Consider the following 14,461-nt stretch of genomic DNA (forward strand, 5'->3'; position numbering starts at 1 on the left):
TTATAACTTTGATACCTTTTCAAAGTGAGCAGGAGATTAGCAGTCGGTTGTTCAAATCGAAAAACAAAAAATGAGTTTGAAATTATAGATGTGATCACAATCACTGATAATTGTGTAAATTAAACAAATAAAAACAAAGTAATTCACTATTTATTTACATTTATCGAGGGTTTTATACATAAATCCGTCGTTTCAAAGGTAGTAAATAAGACAAGACAATTTTCTTATCGATCGTCATATCTTAAATAGACCAAGCAAATAACGGTGTTTCAGAAGATTCGAAGATAACTACAAGGTTTTCTATTCAAACGAGCTGTAAATATCTGTATCGAATTGGATTTGTGGAACCTGTTAAAACCACTAGATATGCGCCTTTACAAAGCTTTACGAATGCAAAGAATGTAAATTTAATGCAAATGGTAATAATTATCACTTATATTCACTCCCGAAATGATTAGTGGTACCGGAAACGGTTCAACGAGCACATCGAATAAATAAAAAGTGCTCGAATAAAAGAATAAAGCGGAGTAAAGGACATGTTTTCAAAGAGCCCATTGGCTTTAGTGATCGGCGCAGTATTAGCTTCACCAGCAGTATTGGCAGAAACAGTAAAAACAGACGAGCACATGGTTGTTGAAGGTCGCGACTACGGTTACAAAGCCGACACAAACACAACAGCGATGCGAATGGAGGCGACTCAATTAGAGACTCCGGGACAAGTTTCAGTAATCGATGAGCAAATCATCGATGAACAGCGTGCAAGTACGTTAGGTGAAGTTCTTAAGAACGACGCATCTGTTGGTGCGGGTTCTAAGTCAACTAACCGTGAGCGTTTCACGCTTCGTGGTTTTAATTTGGAGAGTAGCTCTGGTTACCTGCGTGATGGTGTTCAACACTGGTCTCATTACCGCCAACCAGTAGAGCTTTTGGAGCGAGTTGAAGTATTGAAAGGCCCAGCTGGTCTACTTTACGGTAAGTCTGCTCCTGGTGGTCTTGTGAATATGGTTTCTAAGAAGCCAACATATGAAACTCAAGTTAACGTAAGCCAAGATATTGGTTCTGATAGCTACACTCGTACTACTGCTGATGTAAGTGGCTCATTGAACGATGATCAAACTTTACGTGCCCGTCTTATTGTTTCACAAGAAAACCAAGACTCTTACCGCACACGTTTTGATGGCACAGATGTAGAGACTGACCGCTTTGTTGGTGGTCTATTTGTTGATTACGATATCAACGAAGACATCATGTTGTCTGTTCATTACGACCGCACTATTGAAGAGGGCGATTTAGACAATGGTTCTAAAATCGATACTTCTACAGGCAAGGCTATCGACCCTAACACGGTTAATGATCAACGCTTTGCTCAAACCGATAACGACGTTGCAAACTACGGTGCATCCGTAACCGCTAACTTGAACGACGCTTGGTCTGTGAAGGCTGGCATCAGCCGTCAGTTCTATGAGCGTCAACGTACTGAATCTGATAACGGTGTAGATTCGCAGAAAGATAAAAGTGGCAACATTACTGGATATGGATACAAAGTATCAGATCGTCACGACGAGTGGACGTTTGACACGGCTTATGTAGATTTTACTGGTGATTTCGATGCACTAGGTGTAAACCACCGCCTACTTGTTGGTGTGAATGGCCTACATTACGATTACGAGCGTTTATACGATTCTGGCTACACATGTGTTAACGCAACTGAAGCTGAAGCAGCTGCTGCATGTGGTAACGGCTTTGATATGCCTTCTAACGTTAGCTACAAGAACGACAATGAAGTGTCTCACTCTGAAAGCCAACACTACGGTCTTTATGTTCAAGACTTAGTAACGCTGACTGAACAATGGCAAGTACTTGGTGGCGTGCGTTTCGCTTACGACAAAACGACGAGCAGCTCTAATCAAGAAGAGAGCTACAACAACATTCTTCCTAAGCTTGGTGTGATTTATTCACCAGCGTCTAATGGTTCTATTTACGCGGTTTACTCTGAAAGTTTCGAACCTGTTGGCGAAATCACAGATAAAGATGACGTGAACTTTGGTCAGTCTCAAGATGCTAAGAAGGGCACACTTTACGAGCTAGGTTCTAAGTGGGAACTGTTTGATGAGCGTTTGTTTGTATCAGGAGCCTTGTTCCAGATCACTCAATCGAATATGCAAGTGACTGAAGACCTAGATCCAGCAAGCAATAACGGCAAAGAGACACGCACAAGCCAAGTCGGTGAGCAAGTTCATACTGGTGTAGAACTGTCGGCTACCGGATACATGACTGAAGCATTCTCTTTGAGTGCATCAACCATGTTCTTGGATGCTGAATACCAAAATGACCCTGCACTTGAAGGTAAAACTCCAGCAGACGTTCCTGAGTTTACGGCTAGCATTTGGTCTACTTATGCATTCAACAACGGTACTGATGTAAACCTAGGTATTTATCATGTAGGTGAGCGTTACACAGAAAGCGCTAACACATTCAAAAAAGATGCTTACACTCGTGTAGACATGGGTGTGTCTCATACAATGAAGTATGACGAAAACCTAGATTTTGTTGCACGTTTCAACGTAGAAAACTTGTTTGATACTGACTACCTTGAAGGTGGCAGCACAAGCAGCGTTGTTGTTGGCGAAGGTCGTAACTACATGGCAACTTTACAGGTAAAATACTAATTTGTTAGTAGGGTACTATTGCTAGCATAAATATAAGGGGAAAGTTTCGGCTTTCCCCTTTCGTGATTCTGCTATTTAGTAAAATATCCCTAGTAATGTGAGTGACTTTTAATGATAATGAGACTGCTTATCAATAAAATTCATTTGACCTTCTTCTTATAGTAAATGACTACAATTATGAATCTTTTAAAAACTAGCCTAGCACTTGCGATCAGTTTGGTTGCGACGTCTTCGATGGCAAACAGCTTGGATCAAGCTCAATCAATTCAAAACAAGACCAATAACGCGTCGGCTTCGAGCCAAAAGGTTATTGATAAAAGCTCACAAGCGACTTTAATGCTGCAAGCTGAGATTGAACGTCTGCAAGAAGAAGTTAAAAACTTAGAAATCTATCACGATCACCTTGCTGCATTAGTAGAAAGCCAAGAAAAAGAATCTGAAAGCTATCTAGCGCAAATCGACGAAATTAAACTGACACGTCAAGGTGTTGTGCCTTTGATGTATAAAATGATCGACGGGCTTCAAGAAACCATTGAAAACGATCTTCCGTTCAAAAGACAGAGTCGCCTGAGTCGTGTAGAAAAGTTAAGAGCGACGATGACGCGCGCTGATGTCAGTGACGCTGAAAAATATCGTCGTATCTTAGAGGCGTATCAAATTGAAGTGGATTACGGTATCAAGCTCAGTTCTTACGCTAGCCGTGTCGAGATAAGTAAAGACAAAGTACTTGAAGTTGACGTTTTGCACCTTGGACGTATTTCATTGGTCGCTCGTAACTTAAACGGCACTCAATATTGGTCTTGGGACCAAAATAGCTCGCAATGGCAAGAGCTTGATTCTTCGATGAAATCTGAGCTTGATAAAGCCTTCGATATTGCTAATAAGCAAGCGTCACCTAGTTTGATTACTTTACCTGTTTCTTTAACTGTTGCGGAGGTTAAGTAATGAACTTAAAGCCATTAGCAGCATTGCTTTGTATTACTTCAATTTCATTTTCTGCTTTGTCAGCTTCTGATACGACTGCTCAGCTAGTTAATAAGGCTAAATCAGAGAATCGTACTCAAGCTTCCCACAATGTTGTCCGTGAAGCGGATTTCAAAAAGACAGAACAAGAGCTGAAAGCGATCAAAGCACAGCTTGAAGCGAAACGTACATCGGTTCAAAACGCGACAGATGTTCTTACTCAAACCTTTAGTGATAATGAAAATAAGCTGGCGCGTTTAGAAGAAAAACTTCGCTTAGAGACAGGCAGCTTAGGTGAGTTGTTTGGCGTTGTTAGACAAAATGCGAAAGATCTCGATCATGAAATATCTGACACCGTCACTAATGTCGATCGAGCTGCTTACACTGAAACTGTTTATGACATCGTTGACGCTAAATCGTTACCATCGATGCCTCAATTAACAGGCCTTTGGCTAAGCATGATGGAGCAAATCCAAGCAAGCTCAGAGATAAGCAAATCGACCGTTTCTCTTGTTAATAATGAGGGAGTAACTGAAAGTGCGGAGGTTTATCGCCTAGGCTCTATTGGTTTGGTTGCAGAACCAGGTTACGTATGGTGGGATTCCAAGCACCAAGATGCGATTGTTTATCTGAAACAGCCATCAAATGGTCCAACACTGGCATCGCTTTCTTCACTTGCGAATGGCGAAGTATCTAATGTGGTTGTCGATCCCTCTCGTGGATTCATGCTGGAACAATTAGCTTTAGAACCAAGCTTAGCTGACCGCCTTCAAGCGGGTGGTGTGGTTGGTAAAGTGATTCTTGGATTATTGGCTATTGGACTAATCATCGCATTGGTTCGTGGTATTTCTCTTGCTATCGCTCGTCAGAAGATTCGCGCACAACTTAAGAACCCTGAACAACCGGGTAATAACCCGCTTGGTCGTGTTCTTGCAGTTTACAACAAAGAGCAAAACCAAACGGTTGAAGCACTGGAGCTGCGTCTTTTAGAAGCCGTCGTTGATGAACAGACTCATTTAGAGAAAGGTTTATCGATGCTAAAACTTCTAGCAGCACTCGCACCAATGCTTGGCTTGTTGGGCACCGTAACCGGCATGATCGAAACATTCCAAGTGATCACACAATTTGGTAATGGTGACCCTAAAGTTATGGCTGGTGGTATTTCGATGGCGCTTGTAACAACAGTACTTGGCCTAGTTGCTGCAATGCCATTGCTATTGGCACATAACATTCTTAGCACTCAGTCAGAGAACATTCGCAATATTCTTGAGAAGCAGGGTATTGGCCTTGTTGCTGAGCAGGCAGAAAAAACAGTTGAATCAAAAGCTGTCGTTTCACCAGTTGGGACTGCTGCGTAATGGATATTTTGTCGGGTTCTCTATTACCAGCGAGTTGGTTAACGAGTGACTGGCTGCTGTCTTTATCAAGCTTTATGGAGCAGGGCGGTTTCGTCCTGTGGTGGCTAGCGGCTGTTGTCTTAGTGTATTGGGTGCTTGTGGTAGAACGCGTGCTTTATCTTGCGTTCTATTTTCCAAAGCAACGCCAAGCTTGGATTGCAAAGTGGCATGAAAGAGAAGATCACTCTTCTTGGCATGCTAAAGCCATTCGTGAAGGTTGGTTAGGCCAAGCGAGTATCTTACTTAACCAAAACTTGAATTTTATTAAGCTGTTAGTCGCTATTTGTCCGATGTTGGGCTTGTTAGGCACCGTAACCGGTATGATCTCTGTTTTTGATGTCATGGCGACTCAAGGAAGCAGCGATCCTAAATTGATGGCTTCAGGTATCTCGTTGGCGACGCTGCCAACCATGGCGGGTATGGTTGCTGCACTAGCGGGCATGTTTGTTCATGCTCGCTTAGCGAAAGTGTGTAACCGCTTAGAATTGAAATTAGAAAAATCTTTAAGGAGTCAACGATGAGACTCGGTCGACGTCATTCTAAAAACGAAGAGGCTCAAATAGACCTTACTTCGATGCTTGATATTGTATTTATCATGCTTATTTTCTTTATTGTGACCAGTTCATTTGTTCGTGAATCAGGGGTTGAAGTCAATCGCCCACAGGCTTCTAACGTGGTAAGTCAAAAGGATGCGGGCATCTTTGTTGCGATTACTTCTGCGAATGACATCTTCATCGATAAACGTGTTGTTGATGTTGAACGTGTTCAAGCGACGTTAGAACATTTATTGCTAGAACAACCTGATGCTTCTTTGGTTATTCAAGCGGATGAGCACGCTTACAACGGTACTGTTGTTAAAGTGATGGACGCCGCTAAAGGTGCGGGTGTTAAAAACATTGCGCTTGCTGCTGAAAAGCGATGATCTTGGAGGATCTTCATAAATGATTCGCCTATTTCTTGCTTTACCGCTAGCGGGGGCATTGGGTCTAGCGCTGTTTTCTTTCATGGCTTGGATGGTTGATAATGGCCACCAACGTTCACCAGACAACAGTGAAACGTTAAGTTTCAACATGGTGATGGTTGAAGCTGAGCAAGAAGTCCAGAGAAGACAACGCGCAGTTCCTGAACAGCCAGAAATGCCAGAGCCACCACCAGAAGCGCAAACGTCTCAGTCACAAGCTGAAGTCACGCCTCTGAATTCGATGTCTTCACTGCCTTCTTTGGATTTGAATACATCGATTGACGGCCTAGCGATTAACGCGCCGACATTTTCTGACTTTGGGTCAAACCAACAGGCAATGCCTTTGTATCGAGTAGAACCTCGTTACCCAGCTAAAGCGCTGAAGCGTGGCGCTGAAGGTCATGTCATTATGTCTTTTACCATCGACGAAACGGGACGCCCAATTGACATTCAAGTCACTGACGCAAACCCACGTCGTATGTTTGAACGTGAAGCGATGAGAGCACTTAAAAAATGGAAGTATCAACCGAAAGTCGTCGATGGAAAAGCGATAGCTCAGGTTGGTCAAACCGTGAAACTAGAGTTTAAGTTGGCAAAATGATGAAACAGATATGGATATTAGTGGGCTTGTTGTTAATGCCCCTTACAACACAAGCAAAAGAGCTAACTCAATATACTGCTATTCGTGTTCAAAAGGCGCACAAGCTTGCTCAAGATGAACAGGTTAAACAGGCGATTGACGTACTTGCAGGCTTGGAGCTTTCTAAAGGCTACGATAAAGCGTACGTAGCGCGCATGCTTGGTGTGTTTTACTGGCAAGATGGTAAAACCGACACGGCAATTAAGCAGCTTACTTATGCGGTCGACAGTAATTTACTGGTGGATGAACAGGCTTGGGTAACGAAACGCATGCTTGCTGATCTATTACTAAACGATCAGCAGTTTAAAAAAGCGCTTCCGCACTATTACGAGTTAGTAAAAACTGCGCCAGAAAAGGAAAAGAAAGACACACTTTGGATGCGAATTGCACAAGCTGAATATCAAATTGAAAACTGGTCAAAAGTACTGGTGGCCATTGGTAATCGCGATAAGTTCAATTCAAAACAAGAGCTATCACCTTTATCGCTAAAATTGGGTGCTCAGCTACAGTTAAAGCAGTGGAAACCGTCTATTCCGACACTGGAAAGCCTCATTGAACTTCAACCAGAGAAAGATAACTGGTGGCGTCAACTTGTTGGTATTCAGCTAAGATTAGAACGTAATCGTGATGCATTGAACACGTTAGCACTGGCTGATCTACAAGGTGTTGAGCTGAAAAACTCAGATCGCCGCTTGTTAGCACAGCTTTACGCGAAACGCGGTATTCCAGAACGTGCAGCTCAAGAAATTAGCAAGCTAGATGATGCGAACAGCGACGTTCAACTTCTAGCGGAGCAAGCAACTTACTGGCAGCTAGCGAAAGAGTGGGACAATGCGATTGAAGTGTGGACGCTAGCGTCTAAAAAAGACACTCAATATCATTGGAATGTGGCTCAACTATTGGTTCAGCAAGGTTACTACGACCGAGCACTGGTTGTTTTAGACAAAGTGAAAGACAAAAACAAACAGGCCGACGTTGCATTAGCAAAAGTGCGCTCATGGTATAAGTTAAAGAACTTAGACAACGCCCTTGCTCAAGCTAAGCGTGCGAACAACATTGAACCCTCTTCTGAAGCAAAAGGTTGGATTAAGTATCTGACTCAGCTAAGAACTGTGAGTGATAACGGAAACGTCTAACTGCTTAATAGTAAACAGAAGACAAGAAACAGCACACAAGAAATAAGATAAGCAAAAGGGTGTCATTTGATCGTTCAAATGACACCCTTTTTCAATTTATCTCGTAATTTTTCTCATAATTTAGTCGGCTAGAGTCCATCTAGTTTTGTTATAGGATTAATCGATTACGGATCGCACATCGCCCCACTAGACGTTGCACTTTTAATTATTCCATTGCTGTCAGCGATCCAGTTAATAGTGCAATCACGAGAAGGGTTTTTAAAAGCGTACAGAGTGCTGCCATCCTTTAGTGTTTTTTGAGTCTCTTTCCATGCAAACGTCCGTGATTCCCAAAAGCTGATAGGCCGTGATCGCTCGGTTAGGTAGCGTTCTTGTACTTCGGCTATGTCTGAACCTATGTACTTCTGGATATGTTCTTCCGTGCTGGCCACTTGGCTACTGCACGCTGTTGCTAGCGCAGCAACAACCAAAACAACAATAATACGCATGTCAAAATCCCTTTAAGCTTATTTAGCTCTCTTTCGTTGGTTACAGATCCTACTTGTTGGCAACGTACATCCACCGACGAACCCATTGTTTGTTGATCTTTAAAGTGATCCAACCTCCGAATAGTCCCAATTCTCAATCGTTAAAGCCACTATTGCTACCTTAAACTAATCTCAATCAAGCATGTTTAGATTGAGATTTTTTGAGGCTTGAGCTTGTTATCAGTTAGCTCAAATACAACTTATCAATTGCCTCTAATACAAGTTAGCAAGAATATGCAAACAGTTCGATTACTTCCCATGTAATGTTATGTAAATTTCCTTACGCTGCTCGGCAAACGTAAACAATGTAAATTGAATGCCAATACGAATGATTATCAACTAAATTGTCGCCATAAAATTTATAGGTATTGGTTTGTATGTCGTTAAAAAGTAGGGCGGTTCAATCATGGGCTCGTCGACTTCATGTTTATATTTCAATGGCGCTTTTGTTCGTTGTTCTTTTCTTCTCAGTGACAGGTATCACCCTTAATCGACCTGAGTTATTTGAATCAACACAACCCAATATCCAACGGTCTACGTTAACGCTTCCTACAAGTTTATTTTCAATCCAAGACGGGCGATTAAAAGCCGATGAAACGGCCTTTGAAACCTTTTTGTTTGAAGAAGCCAACCTATCTGGCGTTCCTTCAGGTTTAGACATCTACGCAGAGATTGAAGGCGGTGAGTTGCTCATCGGTGAAGTGTCTATGGACTTCAAAGGACCAGGCTACAACGCTTCTGTGTTCGTTGACGTGACGTCTGAAATGGTGGAAGTCGAAACCACCAATTACGGCGTTATCGCGCTTTTGAACGACCTACACAAAGGGCGTAATAGCGGTGAAGTTTGGAAATGGTTTATCGATATCACTGCGCTACTGATGATCTTCTTTGTGCTTACTGGCGTGTGCTTACTGTTACCTAAGAAAAAAACGCTCAATACCTCCATTAAATGGACGGTGTTTGGGTCTGCAATCTCACTTGCTATCTATTTTGTCGCCGTACCTTAACCCTCCAGTAGGTTGATGAGTCTGCTTGATGAATCAGCATGAAGAACGAAAGGTTAAACGGATTTAAAAGGTTGTTAAAAATGAAAAAAATGAACTGGAGCAAGGCGCTTCTTGCTTTATCTCTTTTGCCAAGCCTAGGTATGGCACAAGCGATCCCTGATACGGCAAAACTTGATGTGAACTTTAAGCTTCCAAAGATCGATACCTCTATGTATGCGCGTCCTTATGTGGCGGTGTGGGTAGAGAACAGCGAACGAAAGTCAGTGAAAACCATTGAGCTTTGGGTTGGTAAAGATGAATGGCTTAAAGACTTACGTAGCTGGTGGAGAAAGGTGGGACGTTACGATCGTGAATTGGTTGATGCAGTGACTTCTGCAACGCGTCCTGCTGGCCAGTACCGTTTCGTTTGGGATGGTAAGAGCGATGAAGGTCAAACTCTAGAACAGGGCGAGTACACGGTTCATATCGAAGTGGTTCGCGAACACGGTGGCCGTAATTACCTTCGTCAAAAAGTATCACTAACGGATACAAATGCTTCCTATGAGCTAAAGGCAACGGAAGAGACGGGTGAAATCACTCTGAACTACATCGCTAAATAGTAAGTGCGAATAGTAACTAGTAAGTACGAATTAAAACCAAGCTGAACAGAATAGACAGTGGTCATCGTAGGCTCAGATAGAGCGACACGGCTAACAATTATAAATAATGGAATTGAACATGATGAAACAGACAAAAATTAAGGCACTTGCACTAGCAGGTGTTATGGCGTTCGGACTAGCAGCAACGACTACAGCGCAAGCTCACCCGCGTTGGATCCTGCCGTCTCATTTTACCGTGTCTAAAGAAGGTGGTGACTGGCTAACGTTCGACGTGACTGCGTCTCATGGTACGTTCGTTTTCGATAAGCCAGCAGGCAGTGAAAACGCTCATGTCATCATGCCAGACGGTCGCAGCGAGCGTCCTAACTTTGTTATTCGTGGTAAACGTCGTTCAATCTTTGATTTCTACTTCGAAGAAGAAGGTACGCACAAAGTTGCGATAAACAATGAGCCTTCTTACTACACGCAATACAAAGCGGGTCGTCGTGACACAGTGAAATGGGTCAAAGCAAACAAAGCGGAACGTGATTCAGTTCTTCCTGAAAAATCGCGTGACGTGGTAACACAAATCAGTTTTACCCGTGCAGAAAGCTACATCACAGTGGGTAAGCCATCGGATTCAGTATTTAAGATTGAAGGCAAGCTGCTTGAAATGAAGCCAGTCACGCACCCTTCAGACATCATTGAAGGTGAACCCGTGACATTCCAATTCTTCTACAACGGTGAAATCCAGAAAGACGTGAAAGCGGAGATCACTCGTGAAGGCACACTTTACCGTAACCACCAAGAGCAGATTGATGTTGTGAGTGACGAGAACGGTGAAATTACGTTTACTCCAGACGTAGCGGGTCGTTACGTAATGAAAGCGAACTACAAAGGTGAGTTGATTGACAACCCACTAGCTGACAAAGCAAGCGCGAACGTTCACCTAACGTTCGAAGCACTGCTTCAGTAATCTGTGATATCGGGGCTCGATCCCTGATTAAGCAACTAAAAACTTAAGGGCTCATTTGAGCCCTTTATCGCTCAGTTAACTTCTGAGAATTTGCACTGTGGCTAGGGTACGAACCATGACAATAAAAACAAAACTAAAATCGATAATCACTCCATGCTTGGCACTGGGACTTGGTTTCGCTGCATTACCTGCGCAAGCACACTTTCCACTGATGAGTTGCTGGTTTGAAGGCAAAACCGTGGCCTGTGAAGCAGGTTATTCTGATGGTAGTAAAGCGATTGATTACGCAGTTGAGATGTACGATTACGAAGACAACTTGATTGCAAAGGAGATGACGGATAAGCGTTCTATCGTTGAATTTCCAAACCCTAACACTGAGTTCTACCTTGTATTCGATTCGGGCCATGAGTTTCCTGTTGAAGTGGACGTTGTTGAGATCAGCGAGAAATGATGATTCAAGGCGTACGTGCTGACACGGGTGGCAGAGAAGGTAAATGGGTAGGGCTGATCATTGTATTCATCCTGAGCTTTGCCACGGTCGCTATTCCATTTCATCAGGCAGAATCCCACGTGAAAGCGGTACTTGATCATCAAATTCTGGTGACCGATGTTGAACAAGAAAACTTGGCGATGCTATCAGAGCTACGTTTGGCTCATGAAGAGATTCGTGACCTTCGTATGGACTCAGATGGCGAATGGCCAAGTGTTATGTCATTGAAAGATGAATGGGTCGCGCCTTTTGTTGAAGACCAGAGTTGGAAGCGCAAAGGTTCTCATACTTGGTTATTGGATAAGCGTGGTTACTACTTTTCTACGCCAAGCGAATATGCGACACCAAGCGAGCATTCTACGCCAACCGACCATGGTTCTGCGGATTCCTTTATTTTGAACGCGAACAGCGTTTCTCCTGAGGTTTGGATCTTCTTCGGCGGTGTAGCGACACAGCCAGCTAGTTTTGACCAACACATGCTTGAGTCTACTGGTTGGAAAATGGTCGTGAACGAATCAGAAATTGAACAGCATCATGAAAACGATGCTCACTAATAATAAGAGAATTACTATGCGAATTATGACTCTGTTCATGTCGTTATTGGCGGTGTTCATGGCACCCAATGCATTGGCAAAAGAATATAAGATCGACAGCGATAAGCTGACGATTGGTATCACGCTTCAGCCTTACTACAGCTATGTAAAAGCGGTGGTGGGTGACAAAGTTAACATTCTCCCATTGGTTGATGCTGGCTTTAATCCGCATAACTACTTACCACAACCCAATGATTTGAAGCGATTGAGCCAGATGGATGCGATCGTGGTAAACGGTATTGGTCACGATGACTTCGCGCTTAAAGTGATTTCAGCCGCGCAACGTGATGACTTAGTGGTAATCGAAGCCAATAAAGAAGTGCCTCTACTTCCTGCATTAGGCCAGTCTGTTGGTCAAGGTGCTGTTAACCCGCATACCTTTGTTGGGCTTTCGACAACGATTCAAAAGGTTTACACCATCGCCAGTGAAGTCTCTACGCTTGACCCAGACAACGCTGCGTTTTATCGCAAGAACGCGCGTAAGTACGCCAAGCAATTTCGCTTTATGAAGCGTGATGCGATGTTGTCACTAGGCGAACTCGACACATCAGGCATGAAAGTAGCGACGACGCACAATGCTTACGGCTATATCCTTCAAGAGTTTGGTGTAGATGTGGCGGCGGTGATTGAGCCTGCACACGGTGTTGAACCAAGTGCTAGCCAACTGCAAGAAACGATCGAAAAGATCCGCGCATCGGGTATTGATGTTCTGTTCTACGAGCTAAATATGCCAAACCGTTTTGTTGACACCATTGAAGCGGAAACGGGCGTTCAGCTTTACCGTTTCTCTCACATGACGCACGGTGAATATGAAGACGACAAAGTCGCAGTTGAAATGAAGAAGAACCTAGAAACGTTAATCGAAGCAATGAAATTTGCGGCGGCGAACCACGCGAAAAGCGGGAACGCATAATGCTAGGTCCTTCAATTTCAATCAATCAACTTGGTCTGCAATACGACAACAACGTCATTCTTGATGATATTTCACTAGAACTTAAAGCGGGTCAGTGCCATGTGATCATGGGGCCAAACGGCGGAGGCAAAACATCTTTGTTGCGCTCGGTTCTTGGTTTGACGCCTTTCTCTGGGCAAATCAATATTCATTGGCCAGAAAAGCCAAGTATTGGTTATGTCCCTCAAAAAGCGACTTTCGAATCGAGCTTACCCCTGACGGTAATGGATTTCGTACTGCTTAACCAAACTCGAATTCCGCTATTTTGGCGTCGTAAGTCTAAGCAGTTGGATCTCGCACTCGCACAATTGGATCGTGTGGGAATGGCGACTCGTAGTGACCGCCGTATGGGCCAGTTATCGGGCGGAGAACAACAACGTGTGTTGTTTGCACAAGCGTTATTGGATAACCCAAGCCTATTGGTGTTGGATGAACCTACGACTGGCATGGATGAGCAGGGCGTTCGTTATCTTGAATCTCTAATTCGTGAATGTGTTGATGAAGGTCGCACGATTCTTGCCGTTCACCACGATGTAACCGCAGTACGTCGCCTTGAAGCGAATGTACATGTTGTGAATCGATTCTTGGTTGATAGTGGCCCACATGAACAAGTGCTGCACCCAAGTAAAATCGAGAGTTTATTTCAGCACTACAGCAGTGGCGCAGCCATCGTTAAATCGAAGGAGGTTGCGTAATGGAATGGTTACGACAACTTGCCGTAAGTGGCGTTGAAGCGGGTTGGTTATCAGACAGCTTTATGTATGCGTTCATGGTGAATGCATTGGTTGCTGCGTTGTTACTAGGCCCGTTACTAGGTGGCCTTGGTACTTTGGTTATTGCAAAGCGTCTGGCTTTCTTCTCTGAAGCCGTCGGGCACGCAGCGCTAACCGGTATCGCTATCGGTGTTTTACTTGGTGAGCCACCAGAAAACCCAATTATTGGCTTATTTAGCTTCTGTATGATCTTCGCGCTGCTTCTTCACTTTGTAAGAAACAGAACCAATGTGCCATACGACACCTTAGTCGGCGTTTTCCTTGCACTTGCGTTAGCGGTCGGCGCAGCATTGCTTATGTACGTGGCACGTAAGATCAATATCCACATGCTTGAGAACGTGTTATTTGGGTCGATTCTAACAGTAACAGACCAAGATTTAGCGATTCTCGCAGGCAGTTGCGCGATCATCATTTTGCTCTTGATACCGACGTTCAACCGTATTCTTTTGACTTGTATTAGCCCTGATATTGCCAAGGTTCGTGGTTATAACACCAGCTTCTATGACTACCTGTTTGTCATGATGATCACCTTAGTGACGATTGCAGCGGTGAAAATAGTGGGTGCGGTTCTGGTTGGCGCGTTATTACTGATCCCAGGCGCTACGGCTCGATTGCTAACTAAGCGCATGGGTAGCTTTGTTTTACTGTCTGCGTTACTGGCAACCATCGCGTGTTTGGTCGGAACAGTATTACCGATGGAACTTAAACTGCCAGTGCCATCTGGTGCTTCAATCATCATCGTTTCTGCAACATTTTTCCTAGCGGCAACGCTATACCGAATTGTAAGAAAGGCATAATC

16 protein-coding genes are annotated in these 14,461 nt (G+C 43.7%); 15 read left to right on the forward strand and 1 reads right to left on the reverse strand.

Translation table 11 applies throughout. The features are described 5' to 3' along the window. Nucleotides 1–536: 536 nt before the first annotated feature. The 7 genes from AC3CKG_RS23225 to AC3CKG_RS23255 all read left to right on the forward strand — a co-directional run bounded on the left by AC3CKG_RS23225 (nt 537) and on the right by AC3CKG_RS23255 (nt 7,766). A complete protein-coding gene (locus tag AC3CKG_RS23225; protein ID WP_488529464.1) occupies nt 537–2,669 on the forward strand; it encodes a TonB-dependent siderophore receptor in 2,133 nt (710 codons plus the stop codon). Nucleotides 2,670–2,846: 177 nt separating this feature from the next. After that, the gene (locus tag AC3CKG_RS23230) at nt 2,847–3,614 is read left to right on the forward strand and encodes a DUF3450 family protein (protein ID WP_372203367.1); all 768 of its coding nucleotides are present in this window, start codon (nt 2,847–2,849) and stop codon (nt 3,612–3,614) included. Next, nucleotides 3,614–4,990, forward strand: a complete 1,377-nt coding sequence (locus AC3CKG_RS23235) for a MotA/TolQ/ExbB proton channel family protein (protein ID WP_488529465.1) — start codon at nt 3,614–3,616, stop codon at nt 4,988–4,990. Before AC3CKG_RS23230 ends, AC3CKG_RS23235 begins: the two co-directional genes overlap by 1 nt. Next, nucleotides 4,990–5,550 carry a MotA/TolQ/ExbB proton channel family protein gene (locus AC3CKG_RS23240; protein ID WP_010429842.1) on the forward strand — a complete coding sequence of 187 codons (561 nt, stop codon included), beginning with the start codon at nt 4,990–4,992 and terminating at the stop codon, nt 5,548–5,550. The genes AC3CKG_RS23235 and AC3CKG_RS23240 overlap by 1 nt, the downstream gene beginning before the upstream one ends. Then, nucleotides 5,547–5,951 carry an ExbD/TolR family protein gene (locus AC3CKG_RS23245; protein ID WP_004731145.1) on the forward strand — a complete coding sequence of 135 codons (405 nt, stop codon included), beginning with the start codon at nt 5,547–5,549 and terminating at the stop codon, nt 5,949–5,951. Before AC3CKG_RS23240 ends, AC3CKG_RS23245 begins: the two co-directional genes overlap by 4 nt. Before the next feature lie 19 nt (nt 5,952–5,970). After that, complete coding sequence (locus AC3CKG_RS23250) at nt 5,971–6,591, forward strand: energy transducer TonB (protein ID WP_229634080.1); 621 nt, start codon at nt 5,971–5,973, stop codon at nt 6,589–6,591. Next, nucleotides 6,588–7,766, forward strand: a complete 1,179-nt coding sequence (locus tag AC3CKG_RS23255) for a tetratricopeptide repeat protein (RefSeq protein WP_076670796.1) — start codon at nt 6,588–6,590, stop codon at nt 7,764–7,766. Before AC3CKG_RS23250 ends, AC3CKG_RS23255 begins: the two co-directional genes overlap by 4 nt. A 164-nt stretch (nt 7,767–7,930) precedes the next feature. Here AC3CKG_RS23255 and AC3CKG_RS23260 read toward each other — a convergent pair whose 3' ends face one another. Continuing rightward, nucleotides 7,931–8,254, reverse strand: a complete 324-nt coding sequence (locus AC3CKG_RS23260) for a hypothetical protein (RefSeq protein ID WP_488529466.1) — start codon at nt 8,252–8,254, stop codon at nt 7,931–7,933. Between the two features lie 416 nt (nt 8,255–8,670). Between AC3CKG_RS23260 and AC3CKG_RS23265 the strand changes: the two genes are divergently transcribed. From AC3CKG_RS23265 to AC3CKG_RS23300, 8 genes are all read left to right on the forward strand, one after another. Then, nucleotides 8,671–9,300 carry a PepSY-associated TM helix domain-containing protein gene (locus AC3CKG_RS23265; protein ID WP_108098957.1) on the forward strand — a complete coding sequence of 210 codons (630 nt, stop codon included), beginning with the start codon at nt 8,671–8,673 and terminating at the stop codon, nt 9,298–9,300. Between the two features lie 80 nt (nt 9,301–9,380). After that, on the forward strand, nt 9,381–9,899 hold the full coding sequence (locus tag AC3CKG_RS23270; RefSeq protein ID WP_102578774.1) for a DUF2271 domain-containing protein: 519 nt from the start codon (nt 9,381–9,383) through the stop codon (nt 9,897–9,899). Between the two features lie 118 nt (nt 9,900–10,017). Beyond that, nucleotides 10,018–10,854 carry a DUF4198 domain-containing protein gene (locus AC3CKG_RS23275; protein ID WP_017104777.1) on the forward strand — a complete coding sequence of 279 codons (837 nt, stop codon included), beginning with the start codon at nt 10,018–10,020 and terminating at the stop codon, nt 10,852–10,854. Nucleotides 10,855–10,969: 115 nt separating this feature from the next. Beyond that, nucleotides 10,970–11,305 (forward strand): hypothetical protein, encoded by a 336-nt coding sequence (locus AC3CKG_RS23280; protein WP_050633364.1) that lies wholly within the window; start codon nt 10,970–10,972, stop codon nt 11,303–11,305. Beyond that, a complete protein-coding gene (locus tag AC3CKG_RS23285) occupies nt 11,302–11,898 on the forward strand; it encodes a DUF6162 family protein (RefSeq protein ID WP_229634075.1) in 597 nt (198 codons plus the stop codon). The genes AC3CKG_RS23280 and AC3CKG_RS23285 overlap by 4 nt, the downstream gene beginning before the upstream one ends. Before the next feature lie 16 nt (nt 11,899–11,914). Continuing rightward, on the forward strand, nt 11,915–12,850 hold the full coding sequence (locus tag AC3CKG_RS23290; protein WP_488529467.1) for a metal ABC transporter solute-binding protein, Zn/Mn family: 936 nt from the start codon (nt 11,915–11,917) through the stop codon (nt 12,848–12,850). Further along, nucleotides 12,850–13,584: a metal ABC transporter ATP-binding protein gene (locus AC3CKG_RS23295; RefSeq protein ID WP_004731165.1), complete on the forward strand. Its 735-nt coding sequence runs from the start codon at nt 12,850–12,852 to the stop codon at nt 13,582–13,584. The genes AC3CKG_RS23290 and AC3CKG_RS23295 overlap by 1 nt, the downstream gene beginning before the upstream one ends. Beyond that, a complete protein-coding gene (locus tag AC3CKG_RS23300; RefSeq protein WP_017075990.1) occupies nt 13,584–14,459 on the forward strand; it encodes a metal ABC transporter permease in 876 nt (291 codons plus the stop codon). Before AC3CKG_RS23295 ends, AC3CKG_RS23300 begins: the two co-directional genes overlap by 1 nt. The last annotated feature ends 2 nt before the right edge of the window (nt 14,460–14,461 follow it).

Source organism: Vibrio sp. QJM3NY_15 (genome assembly GCF_057785995.1).

Excerpts from the sequence above, each read along its gene's own strand:
- AC3CKG_RS23225 (WP_488529464.1), top strand. The coding sequence starts at position 537 with ATGTTTTCAAAGAGCCCATTGGCTTTAGTGATCGGCGCAGTATTAGCT.
- AC3CKG_RS23230 (WP_372203367.1), top strand. The coding sequence starts at position 2,847 with ATGAATCTTTTAAAAACTAGCCTAGCACTTGCGATCAGTTTGGTTGCG.
- AC3CKG_RS23235 (WP_488529465.1), top strand. The coding sequence starts at position 3,614 with ATGAACTTAAAGCCATTAGCAGCATTGCTTTGTATTACTTCAATTTCA.
- AC3CKG_RS23240 (WP_010429842.1), top strand. The coding sequence starts at position 4,990 with ATGGATATTTTGTCGGGTTCTCTATTACCAGCGAGTTGGTTAACGAGT.
- AC3CKG_RS23245 (WP_004731145.1), top strand. The coding sequence starts at position 5,547 with ATGAGACTCGGTCGACGTCATTCTAAAAACGAAGAGGCTCAAATAGAC.
- AC3CKG_RS23250 (WP_229634080.1), top strand. The coding sequence starts at position 5,971 with ATGATTCGCCTATTTCTTGCTTTACCGCTAGCGGGGGCATTGGGTCTA.
- AC3CKG_RS23255 (WP_076670796.1), top strand. The coding sequence starts at position 6,588 with ATGATGAAACAGATATGGATATTAGTGGGCTTGTTGTTAATGCCCCTT.
- AC3CKG_RS23260 (WP_488529466.1), bottom strand. The coding sequence starts at position 8,254 with ATGCGTATTATTGTTGTTTTGGTTGTTGCTGCGCTAGCAACAGCGTGC.
- AC3CKG_RS23265 (WP_108098957.1), top strand. The coding sequence starts at position 8,671 with ATGTCGTTAAAAAGTAGGGCGGTTCAATCATGGGCTCGTCGACTTCAT.
- AC3CKG_RS23270 (WP_102578774.1), top strand. The coding sequence starts at position 9,381 with ATGAAAAAAATGAACTGGAGCAAGGCGCTTCTTGCTTTATCTCTTTTG.
- AC3CKG_RS23275 (WP_017104777.1), top strand. The coding sequence starts at position 10,018 with ATGATGAAACAGACAAAAATTAAGGCACTTGCACTAGCAGGTGTTATG.
- AC3CKG_RS23280 (WP_050633364.1), top strand. The coding sequence starts at position 10,970 with ATGACAATAAAAACAAAACTAAAATCGATAATCACTCCATGCTTGGCA.
- AC3CKG_RS23285 (WP_229634075.1), top strand. The coding sequence starts at position 11,302 with ATGATGATTCAAGGCGTACGTGCTGACACGGGTGGCAGAGAAGGTAAA.
- AC3CKG_RS23290 (WP_488529467.1), top strand. The coding sequence starts at position 11,915 with ATGCGAATTATGACTCTGTTCATGTCGTTATTGGCGGTGTTCATGGCA.
- AC3CKG_RS23295 (WP_004731165.1), top strand. The coding sequence starts at position 12,850 with ATGCTAGGTCCTTCAATTTCAATCAATCAACTTGGTCTGCAATACGAC.
- AC3CKG_RS23300 (WP_017075990.1), top strand. The coding sequence starts at position 13,584 with ATGGAATGGTTACGACAACTTGCCGTAAGTGGCGTTGAAGCGGGTTGG.